Consider the following 11,972-nt stretch of genomic DNA (forward strand, 5'->3'; position numbering starts at 1 on the left):
ATTCTCTTAAGTCAACCATCTTGATATTTATGCTTTTATCTCAATCCACTCATCACATTGAACTAATGCTTGTTCTCCTGCTTCTATCAGCGCTATGACCGCTAAAGTCTCTTCTGGTTTAACGGGTAGCTGTTGGTCTTCGAAGAATCTCAATATGTGCTCAATTAATTGGTTAAACATATCCGAACATTCTGCAATGAATTGACCTTCACCATCGACATAAGTTAGCATCGCTTGGAATGGAGCTATTTTCATTTGCATAAATGAGGCTTGTCGACCCTGCTCAAATTCAATGATAAAATGACGACCTTGCTCTGTTGATAAGCTCTTTATTCTCTTTGCACCTGTACCCATTAAAGTAACAATCATTTCAAATTGATGTACAGCATAATTAGAAAATCTTCCTGGACCAGAAACAGCTAGAAACTCGATTGGATTCTTAGATGAAATCGCTTTTTGCTCTTGTATTTCTAACGCAAAGCGAAGTGCAGAAGAAGAAAATAAAGGAGTATGTCCAGCTTTAGCGTTTTCAAAAATTCGCTTGGCAATTTTCAAACTTGGTGCAAACGTTTTGTCCATATATACTGGTTTACCCGATTGTAACGCAATTGTTGAAAGTCTCTCATGGTGCTCAGGATGATCTGGAGATAATATGATGATCGCATCAGACAAAGCTATCAATTCTTCAATAGTCGCAACACGTTGAACATTTTCTTTTTCGCACCATTGCTCTGTTGTTAATCCCTCAGCTTTATCTATCTCGGCCCAAGCGTACGTTACTTCCCAATCTAATCCTAAAGCTTGTGCACGTTCACGAATCCAAGTTGGGTAGTTATTTGCATGCCATTCATCTAAAAAGTAATCAATAAAACCTATTTTTTTCATAGATTAACCTCTTTACCTCGTGTAGAAGATTCATACAAGGCATCCATAACTTGAGTAGTAATAAGTGTGTGATCAATATTTGCACGATTTTTTTCCATTGAAATAATAGATTCTAGGAACGCTTTGACTTCCGCAGCAAACATATCCTCCTGTACGAAAGTAGCTGCTGTCTCGTATAACATTCCATTTTTACTAGAGTAGATCGTAAAATCGCCACCATACGTTAATTTAATACCCGCTTTAGTACCTAGAAATTCTATAAACATCGCACGTTCACCGATATTTTGAGCCCAAGCACCATTTAAATTGATAGTGGGACCATTCGTACGAATTAGACCTGTGATGAAATCCTCTACATTAAATGTACCATCTAAGATTGGAGGACCTGCCCACATACTTGTATATGCGTAATCTTTCATCTGACTGCCTAGTGCACCGTAAGTAGAACCTGAAACGGTTAGCGCCTTTGTCTCTTCCCCTAGAATATAGAAGATCAAGTCCAAGAAATGGACACCCCAGTCGATCAATACACCGCCGCCAGACTTTTCTTTCATTGTGAATGGACCGCCTAAGCCTGGAATTGAACGATGTGAACGGAATGAACAATAGATATGATATAGATCACCGAGTTCTCCTGTCTCAATTAGCTCTTTAATTTTATTAACTGCAGTGTTGAATCGATTGACTACACCTATGTTAAGTATTTTTTGATTTTCATCTGCAGCTTGTTTCATCTCTAATGCTTCTGCATAGGTCATCGCTGCCGGTTTTTCACATAGAACATGTTTCCCTGCTTTTAATGCTGCGATTGATATTGGAGCATGAGAAGCATTAGGAGTACATACTGAAATTGCATCAATTTCTGGATCAGACAATACTTCATTGAAGTCAGTAGTTGTATATGGAATTCCAAATTCTGTAGCTAATTCATCAGCTCTTTCAATAATTCCATCTACCAAATACTTAATTTCCACCATTCCACTTTTAACATATGCTGGCAGATGTTGCGTACGAGCGATTTGACCACAACCAATAATTGCAACTTTTAATTTCTTCATCTTTTCACAGCCTCCGATTTAATAGTCCTATTGATGGATTAAGCTCACAGAAGATTTATATTTAGCGCGAAACGTCTCTCATACCATGCTGCATAGCTTGTAAAATTTCTTGTTCAGTTGCTATTGGCGTATCTCCACCAACGGTATGTGCAAGCATTGCAGCAACTACCGCGAATTGAACACTATCGCTTGGATGTTTACCAGTTAACTCTCCATGTATAATTCCACTTGCAAAAGCATCTCCTGCCCCAACGCGATCATACACTGTAAAACTTTTTGGATCTGAATAATGGAACTTCCCTTTTTTAAATATGTAACCATTTAAGGAATGAGTACCATCTTCATTAATTTTTCTATGTGTCCCTGACACTGTTTGCACTCCATAGCTCTTAGCTACTAGAGGGATCAATTGCTCTAATTGTGCTTTACGCTCAGTTTCGCTAGTCGGTAGTCCAAGAAGATGAATGGCATCCATCTCATTCATGAAAACGATATCTGAAAGCTGTAGAATCTCGGCATAGTGCGGGCGAGCAAGTTCATATCCTGCTTCTCCCCATAATGAAGGACGATAGTTACAATCAAAGATGACTAATTTACCTGCTTTTTTTGCAGATAATGCAATACGCCTTAGCGCTTGACGAATCTGATCGTTCATTGCAAGTGTGATTCCGCATCTGTGAACCGCGTCAATATCATCCAAATAATTTTCAAAAGAAAACTTTTTAAAGTCTGCTGTATTAAAGCTACTTCCCCAGCGGTCTGAATAAGTCACTCTACTTTGTCTCACACCAAAACCTTGCTCTAAAAAGTAGCTACCGATATACTTACCATCTCTAACGACATATTCTGTCTGAATTCCCAGCCGACGCAAGTATGAAATAGCAGCATCACCAAGCGCGTTTTGAGGTAGTACAGACCATAAAATACCCTGATGACCAAAACGAGATAGAGCAGAAACGACATTAACTCCCGTTCCGGAAAAAGAATAAAGTAATGTACTGCTTTGTTCCAGTGTTGCATATCGCGGAACCTCTAAACGCATCATTACTTCACCGAAGGATGCGATCTTACTCATAGCGACCAACCACTTCTTTTACCAATTCAAGAAGCAATTGAACATCTTCAATTTTCGTGGCACCTGTTACTGAATCTATAATAGATGTGTATACATGTGGAATAACTTGTGGAACACCTTCACTTAATGCAATATCTAATATCTGACTGAAATTATCGAGATCAATGCCGCCTGTTGGTTCTAATGCAAAGTCTTCTTCTCCACATGCTTTAGCAACCAAACGATATTCATCTATAGATTTCAGACCACCCATTGGGAAATATTTCAGTGCATGACCACCCATATCACGCACTAGTGCAATCGCAGCTTTTACAGGAACAATTGCTTTTTCCTCTTGTTGCCCACTAAAAACCCCAGTCGATATATTTACAAAACCAGGTTTGCCACACGGTGATACAAGGCTATTAATCCAGCTATTTCTACTATTTAAATTGGCAGATGTGGCACCAACAGCAGGGAATATTTGATTAATATGTGCTCCTGCATAATGTTTAACGATCTCAGCTACAACAGCACCTTGGCGGCTATCTCCTGCCCCTAAACCAATCGATACTGCATTATCAATTACTAAGCCATATTCTTTCATTGCCGCTACTGCACTTAGCACATCTGGATATGCTTTGGATAGAATACCTACTAACACATGTCCTTCTGCAGCTGCAAAAATATCTTTTGCATTTTGAATAGAATTAGTGAGCACATTTAAAGCAACTTTACCTTTATATAAACGCTTATCCATATTACTCATGTTTGGCTCCTCCAATAATCTGGCTTATTGTTGATGCAAATCGTTTCAATTCATACTTAGCATGCATCCACTAATGAATAAACTTAGCATAGAAATTTTGTAAGCGTTTCCCACATAGTAAACACAGATCTATTCAACCGGTTGTTACTTTACACCTTTCTGTGGTTTGAAAACATCTATGGGAGTTATTGTTATACATTCACATAAATTGAACGATACTCTTTCGGTGTCATTCCTGTCACCGACTTAAATACCGATACAAAATATTTGTACTCTTTATATCCTACACGATCAGCTATCTCGAAAACTTTATCATTCGTACCCGCTAATAGACGTTTTGCATGATTGATTCGAACATCATTAATGTACTCTTTAAAATTCTTTCCTGTCTTTTGTTTGAAAATATTACTGAAATGATTTGGTGTAATATTCAGCCATAATGCTATTTCAAAAGCTTTAATATCATCGCTATAATTTTCAGCAACATATTTCATCGCTTTCTCTACAATCCAAAAGCTTTTGTTATTACACTGTGTTCCTACTAACTCAAATAATTGATGCACTTCGTCTACAATCTCTTGTTCAACAGATGTATAAGTATTGTGTATATTCAAATCAATATTTTGTTGATTTTCTTGCAATTGTTCCAATGAAAAACTGTTGTTGTGAAGTCGTTGTCTCAATAACACTTTATGCTCTTCGAAAATAGCAACCAGCTCTGAGCAAAGATATTTTTTATCCCTTAACACTTTCACAAAGTCGCGTACCATTTTTTCCGCCTCTACCCAATCCTGACGATGTAATATATTTCCTAGTTGACTTACCCATTCTTGCGAAACCGAATGAACACAATTTACTTTTCTTATACTTTCAATTAACACACAGTGTTCAGCTGATAAAACAGTGCCCTCATGCAACATATGGTATGGAAGCAGTTTTCTTACCTGTTCACATATTGCAGAGGTTTGTTTCGAATCATGATAAGGTTCAGATATAGCAAAATACATTTCATTTTCGCGTTTCCATTTTGTTGAAATTTCCTTTAACTTATTTTCTAAGTTTAGAGAATTGTCACTTTGCTTTTTATCATATATAAAAACGAAGAGAACATTGGGATGATAAAATGAGATAATCGTTTCCATCCCTGCCTCCTGCAAATATGATTGGATATGCTCTGTCCAATCTTGCTGCAGCTTACATTTTTCCTCTTTATTCAATGTTCCATAGTATTTATAGTAATCCATTAACTGACTTGCAATAATTCTGTAGGTCCCACTTGCACCTACCAAACGTCTTAATGGTACCACTTCTTCATCAGAGAAATTTTGTTGAATCGCATTTTTAAACCAAAGAGACTCATCATCTTTTCCTATTTCAATATTGCTTTCAATATTTTTTTCATTAATACTTTCAACGATCTGGATGACGACTGATTTCAATTCATCGATATCTACTGGCTTTAATAAATAATCGCTCACTCCAAGTCTCATCGCACTGCGCGCGTAATCAAAATCCTCATAGCCACTAATCATTACAATTCTAATATTTGGATAGTTCCCTCTTATTCGCTCAGCAAGCTTCAGACCATCCATACCATCCATTCGAATATCAGATAATACGATATCAATTGGCTGAGATTGGATAATGTTTAAAGCTTCTTCACCATCATAGGCTACGTCCACGACTTCAATTCCGAGTTGACCCCAATCAATTGTTTTTCTTAATCCTTCGCAAATAATTGGTTCATCATCAACGATGATCAATCGTTTTAATTGTTGATTTTCCTTAGAAGTTTTATGAAATAGGCTATTCATGAATTATCCACCACCATTTGAATTGACATAAGGAATCTTAATTCTTATCGAAGTTCCCTCTTCACGACCAGTAATAAATTCAATGCCAGTTCCAGAGCCAAAATAAATTCTGAGACGTTCATTTATATTTTGTAAAGCTCCAATTTTATCATTAGATTGTTGACGATTTCTTAATTTGGCCTGAACATGTTGTAACGTATCCGTATCAATCCCTTTGCCATTATCACGAACATCAATCCATACTTCTTCACCATTGCGATATGCATGGACTCTTATCCAATTATTTTTAGATTTTGATATAAAACCATGAATTAAAAAATTTTCCACAAGAGGCTGAATAATCGTCTTAGGTAAAGTAACATCAGCTAAATCATATTCCATAAACAAACCATAATGTAACCTAGAACCAAGTCTTACTTGATGCAATATGAGATAGGACTGCACAAACTGCATTTCTTGTAGAAGCGTTGTTTCATAATGACCATTGTTCATACTTGAACGGAAAAATCTAGAGAGCATCTCAATTAAGTGACTTGCTTGCTCTGCATTTTCTAACCGCGCTGTCCACCTTATCGTATCAAGCGTATTGTATAGGAAATGAGGATCCATCTGACTATGCATTAGCTTCAACTCAGATTCTCTTTCTCTAATTTCCATTTTATATTTGTGATCTATCAACTCTTGAATCGTATCTACCATTTTGTTAAACCTGCGACTCAAATCCGATATTTCATTGTTAGATCTTACTGGAACACGAGCATTGAAATCGCCCATCATAACCCTGGTTGTTTCATTTTTTAATCTCAGAATAGGATTAATAATTGTATATTGAAATCCAATTAATGCAGTAATAAGTAGAAGCAATATGCCGAATAACACACCATTCATCATGTGACGAACACTAATTAACTTTTCGTTAATAACCGATTCTGGAATAGCGGTTACTATTGTCCAATCGGTTCCATCCATCTCCCTTAGAAACGTGTAATAACTGCCATGTTCTGTCTTATATTTCAAATCTCTTACGTTATTATTATTCATATTATAAATAATATCATTAGCGTTTAATTGCGTTGTTAGATTTTTATCTGATTGAAGAATTTGCTCTCCGTTTGGACCTACTACAAATACTGCCCCTTCATCACGATACTGCTCATTCTCGAGTAACTGTACAATGTTTTTTTCATCTAGTCGAATTGTTAAATTACCAAGTGGTGTCGTTACGTCCTTATAGAGATTGAGCACTCGGAATAGAGAGACTACTCTTACCTCACTATTCCAGCCACTATCCACCGCGTAGCTGTCACTCCAAACTATTTTCCCTCGTTTTTTAGTCGCTTCTCTAAGCCAAAAACTTTCGTCGCCTGTTATGGGCTCTCCCATTTCAATCGAAAAACCATTTAGACCTTTAATCGAAATACTCCTAATGTAAGACTTAGAAAATACGTGAAAAGTAAGAAATCCTTCAACTGATTCTCTTAATTTTGAATTACTTTCACTGTATTCCTTTGTTTCAGATTGTAAAAAAGCATTAAGATCTGAATTATATACAAGATAATTTGCTACATCTTCTACCATTGAGAATTGTTCTTCAAGCTGGTTAGTGACAGTATCTAAATTTCTAAGAGTTGATTCAATATATTGACTTTGCAAAATTTTGGTATAACTAGATTGTACGAGGATGCCAACTCCTAATGTAGGTAAAATGACGAGTAATAAAAAAATGAGTATGGCGATTTTTCTTAGCCCGAATTTCCGAAAAAATCGTTTGTTTTTTCGCATTGGATGCATCCCCTTTATCTAAACCCTTTTATCCTTTAACCGCTCCCGCTACCATACCATTTACTAGTTGCTTTTGAAGCAATAAATAGAAGATGATAATTGGAACTAAGGCAATTGTAAGTGCTGCCATTTGCAAGGTCAAGCTGGCGGTTTCAACTCCTACAAAATTAGCTATGCCTAAAGGTAGTGTTTTAAGAGATTCAGAGCTAATTAATACTAATGCAAACAAATATTCGTTCCAGTTATAGATGAAGTTTAGTATAACTACAGTTGCAATGGCTGGTCGCGTAATTGGTAAGATAATAGACCAAAATATACGATATAAACCAGCTCCCTCCATAACTCCTGACTCTTCTAGATCTCTAGGGAAAGTACGCATAAACCCTTCTAGAATAAAGATAGTCAATGAAAGGTGAAAGGCCGTATACGGTAAAATCAACGATAGATACGTATCAAGTAAACTTAAATTTTTCATAATCATAAAAATCGGAATCAATGTCGCATGAATAGGTATAAGCATACCCAATAAGAAAAGTGCGTAGGTTGCGCCACGAAGTTTAAATTCAAATCGTGATAAGAAATATGCAGCCAAGGAGCCGAGCAAGACCGTTACCATCAAGGATGCAAATGTAATTAACAAACTATTTATAAAATATAAATCCATGTTTGCAATATCCCACGCTTTTGCGTAGTTAGAGAATTGTAATACTTCAGGCAATGAAAATGGACTAGTTGCATATTCTTGCTCTGTTTTGAAAGAACCTACTATCATATAGAAAATAGGAACGATATTGAATAAAGCAAACGCGCCAAGGAACGTGTAAGCTATTACATAATACAACGGTGTCTTTTTGTTCATATTGTTCAGTTCCTTTCTAGTTCTTTTCCCTACCAACCCTGTTCGCTATTACGACAACTATAAAACTAAATAATAAGATTAGAATTGAAACTGCACTACCATATCCAAATTGTCTACTAACAAATGCATTATTGTACATGTAGATCGTCATAACTTCGGTTTGATGAGCAGGTCCACCACCCGTTAAGATTTGAATCAAGTCAAATACACGGAAGGAGTTACTAATGCTAAAAATAATCGTTACTAGAATTGTAGGGCGAATAATTGGAATTGTAATTGTAAATACTTTTCTCAACCCTCTAGCTCCATCTAGCTCAGCAGCTTCATTAACTTCACTAGATATATTTTGAAGAGCAGCTAAGAAGATAATCATGTATAATCCACAGTTTTGCCAAATATACGCTAAACTGATTGATAACATTGACCAATCTGGATCACCTAACCAGTTTTTCTGCCAGCTTTCTAAACCAATAACTCCTAGAATACCATTAAGAAAACCATACTCTGTGTTATAGATCATCCCCCAAATAAGAGAAACCATTACTGACGAAACTACTACAGGTAGAAAGCCCACCGTTCTAAAAAATCCATTACCCTTTAATCCTTTATTAAGTAATAACGCTAGTGCTAACCCAAGAGGAATTTGACCAATAAGGCCTGTAATCATAATAACGACATTGTTTTTTAAGGATAACCAGAATATATCGTCCTTAAATATATCAACAAAATTTTCAAAACCTATAAAAATTTTTGGTGAAATTCCATCCCAATTAAAAAATGAATAGTATAGAGAAAACAGAATCGGTATAATAGCGACCCCAATATAAATGATTAGTGAGGGGAGTAGTCCCACAAATATAGCAAGCTTTGTATTTCGTAATGTATGCATTTGGCACCATCCTCCAAATAGTTCATGTTCTTCTTAAAAAGAAGCCAGTGTGAATCACTCTACACTGGCTTGTTTGTTACATCTTAAATATAGTAATTAATGATGTGTAGTGTTATTTCCCTATTAATGCTTGTGCATCAGCAGCAACTTCTTCTGGGTTACTTCTACCAACTGTAAGAGCCTGCAAACCATTCTCAATTTCTTTTGCTGCTTGCGTGTTAATTACTGCATCAAATACTGGTGCAGTACCGTGACTAGTAAGTTCATACATTTCTTTCAAGTAAGGACTAATGTCATCACCCATTTCAACGTTAGCTGGAACAAGGATACCTGCTTTTGCCAAATCAACATACAATTCTTCGTGTACAAAGAATTTCATGAATTCAAGTGCTGCAGCTTGTTTCTTCTCATCCAAACCATTTTTAATAGAGATACCGAATTGAGCAACACCCGCAGATTCTTTAGGATCACCTAGACCACCTGGAACACTTGGAAACAGTGCGATACCGAATTTATCACCTTCTTCATTGGTTGTACGAATACGACCATCAACTGTAGCAGATGACATATGCATAGCTGCTTTTCCTTGAATCAAATAGTCTTGAGCTTGAACGGAGTCCATGTTGTTCGCATCTACGTTGAAAGCTTCAAGAGCAGTTAACTCCTCAATTACAGCGATTGCTTTTACATACTGAGGATCAGTTAACTTAGCTTCTCCAGCCATTACTTTCGCCAAGAAATCTGTCCCAGCAAAGCGTTGACCAATAATTGACATGAATGAAGATTGAAGAGGCCATTTTTCTTTGTTTCCTAATGAAATCGGAGTAATATTAGCCTCTTTTAGCTTTTTAATCATAGAGATAAACTCTTCATACGTAGTTGGAAATTCAGTATATCCAACTTGCTCTAAATATTCTTTGTTATAGTAGATAATATCTACAAAGTTACGTTTAGTTGGAATCGCTAATTGATTACCGTTCGCGTTATATCCAACTAGTGATTCAGCAAGCACTACATCATTCCAGTTATCCATGTAGTCATTTAGAGGTAATAATAAGTCACCTTTTACTAAAGGATCAAGATCAGCACCAGGCCATACCACATTAATATCAGAGATGTTGTTTGCCGTTGCAAGTGTAAACAGCTTTGTTTTGTATTGTGCTGCTGCTACTCCATCTTGCTCAATTTTGATATTTGGAAATTTTTCTTCAAAAGCTGCGATCCGTGCTTTATATACTTCGTTATCCACGTTTGGAGATGTCCATGGATGCATCATCGTTAAAGTAATTACTTCGTCAGATGAAGAACTTCCATTTTTACTACCTGCATTGTTTGACGCATTTTGGTTACCACAAGCTGCTAAAAAAATCATTACCATAGCCATTACTGTACCAAACGAAAATTTTAACCATTTCTTTTGTTTCAAAACAATCAGCTCCCCTATAATATGATATCTTTTATGACATGTTTTTTTGTTGATACGTTCATTCATGTCATAAATTTATTGTAAATGCATTTTCTTCATAAAAATATCCGAACAATTCACGATTATATCCGAAAAATTAAAATTATCACAATTTAAGTTATATTAAGTGACATAAATATAACACAACATACAAACTATTAAGAATAAAACAATGAAGATTCAATGTTAGGAAGCGTTTTCAATTTACCATTTCAAAAACTCACGATACATATTAATCTGTTGAGTGAAAATCATCCAAACAACCTTCACCCAACTTCATATATCTTGTCCTTAGTGACCCGCTAAAATATACTCTACTAGCTCATCTATTGGAACAGTTGCTAGTGCGATCGCTGTATCGGTAACACCGTAATAAATGTATAATATACCATCTTTCACTACATTACCTGTGGGAAAAATTACATTCGGAATTTGATAACCAAATTTTTCATAATACGGCTCTGGCTCCATAATATAATTATTCGTTCTTGCAATAATGATTTCTGGATTCTCCAGATCTAGAAGAAGCGCGCCAACACGATAAACACTATCGTAATCAACTCCATGATAAAGAACTAACCAGCCTTTATCCGTTTTTACTGGTGGCGTTGAACCACCGATTTTTTTCTGCTCCCAATCTTCTGGGCCAGCTTTAGCTAATAACTTTGGTTCATCCCAGTTAATAAGATCATCAGAGTATGAAATCCACATTGCAGCTTTTTCAGTTCCGTATTCATCACCAACATACTCTTCAGGACGTCTTAGTAATACAAATCGATTGTTAATCTTTTCAGGAAATAATATATTGTCCCGATCATTAATTTCTAAAGGTGTAGTATCCGATACATACTCCCAATTAATGAGATCTTTTGAACGTAGTATACTAGAACGAGTTAACCAATGTTGTGGATCTTCTCCCCATCCATCTGGATATTCAGGAATTGAACGCTCTGGGAGACCTGATCCTGTAGGGTAATAGTTCATTGCACATGGACGCAATGCGTAGTTCAAATAAAAAGTACCATCTATTTTAACTATACGTGGATCTTGGACACTTCCGTATGGAAAGCCCAACATGTCAGGAGTGACAATTGGTTCATCTTTCACATGAGTAAAATTGACTCCGTCTTCACTCTCTAACAAACCTAAATAATTTTTACAAGGAGTTAGTGAACCTGCCGTTCTTTCAATCATATAAAATTTTCCATTATCAATAATTACTGCTGGATTAAACACTGTTGCTTTGCGCCATTCAAACAACCCAGGTACTACAATAGGATTTTGAGGATGTCTTGTAATTTGCATGATTGAGCCTCCTAACAAAGTAGTTGTTCATTACTTGGGAACATTATATAACGCAATAATTATCGATGATATCCAACAAACTATCGATTATA

The 11,972-nt window shown here is 36.1% G+C and carries 10 protein-coding genes; all 10 read right to left on the reverse strand.

Annotated elements, in window-relative coordinates:
• Nucleotides 1–27 precede the first annotated feature (27 nt).
• Entirely contained in the window at nucleotides 28–885 is an 858-nt protein-coding gene (locus NAG76_19890) for a hypothetical protein (GenBank protein ID URN94059.1), read from the reverse strand.
• Nucleotides 882–1,943 carry a Gfo/Idh/MocA family oxidoreductase gene (locus NAG76_19895; GenBank protein ID URN94060.1) on the reverse strand — a complete coding sequence of 354 codons (1,062 nt, stop codon included), beginning with the start codon at nucleotides 1,941–1,943 and terminating at the stop codon, nucleotides 882–884. The genes NAG76_19890 and NAG76_19895 overlap by 4 nt, the downstream gene beginning before the upstream one ends.
• Nucleotides 1,944–2,004: 61 nt before the next feature.
• Nucleotides 2,005–3,018 carry a sugar kinase gene (locus NAG76_19900; protein ID URN94061.1) on the reverse strand — a complete coding sequence of 338 codons (1,014 nt, stop codon included), beginning with the start codon at nucleotides 3,016–3,018 and terminating at the stop codon, nucleotides 2,005–2,007.
• Nucleotides 3,011–3,766, reverse strand: a complete 756-nt coding sequence (locus tag NAG76_19905) for a KDGP aldolase (protein ID URN94062.1) — start codon at nucleotides 3,764–3,766, stop codon at nucleotides 3,011–3,013. Before NAG76_19905 ends, NAG76_19900 begins: the two co-directional genes overlap by 8 nt.
• Nucleotides 3,767–3,957: 191 nt before the next feature.
• Entirely contained in the window at nucleotides 3,958–5,580 is a 1,623-nt protein-coding gene (locus NAG76_19910; protein URN94063.1) for a response regulator, read from the reverse strand.
• A 3-nt stretch (nucleotides 5,581–5,583) separates the two neighbouring features.
• Entirely contained in the window at nucleotides 5,584–7,362 is a 1,779-nt protein-coding gene (locus NAG76_19915; GenBank protein URN94064.1) for a sensor histidine kinase, read from the reverse strand.
• 28 nt (nucleotides 7,363–7,390) lie between these two features.
• The gene (locus NAG76_19920; GenBank protein URN94065.1) at nucleotides 7,391–8,221 is read right to left on the reverse strand and encodes a carbohydrate ABC transporter permease; all 831 of its coding nucleotides are present in this window, start codon (nucleotides 8,219–8,221) and stop codon (nucleotides 7,391–7,393) included.
• 16 nt (nucleotides 8,222–8,237) lie between these two features.
• Complete coding sequence (locus tag NAG76_19925; GenBank protein ID URN94066.1) at nucleotides 8,238–9,110, reverse strand: sugar ABC transporter permease; 873 nt, start codon at nucleotides 9,108–9,110, stop codon at nucleotides 8,238–8,240.
• A gap of 112 nt (nucleotides 9,111–9,222) precedes the next feature.
• Nucleotides 9,223–10,536, reverse strand: coding sequence for an extracellular solute-binding protein (locus NAG76_19930; protein ID URN94067.1), 1,314 nt, complete (start codon nucleotides 10,534–10,536; stop codon nucleotides 9,223–9,225).
• Nucleotides 10,537–10,866: 330 nt separating this feature from the next.
• Nucleotides 10,867–11,880 (reverse strand): glycosidase, encoded by a 1,014-nt coding sequence (locus NAG76_19935; protein URN94068.1) that lies wholly within the window; start codon nucleotides 11,878–11,880, stop codon nucleotides 10,867–10,869.
• Between the last annotated feature and the right edge of the window lie 92 nt (nucleotides 11,881–11,972).

The organism is Candidatus Pristimantibacillus lignocellulolyticus, from assembly GCA_023639215.1.
GTDB classification, from domain to species: Bacteria; Bacillota; Bacilli; order Paenibacillales; family Paenibacillaceae; genus Pristimantibacillus; species Pristimantibacillus lignocellulolyticus.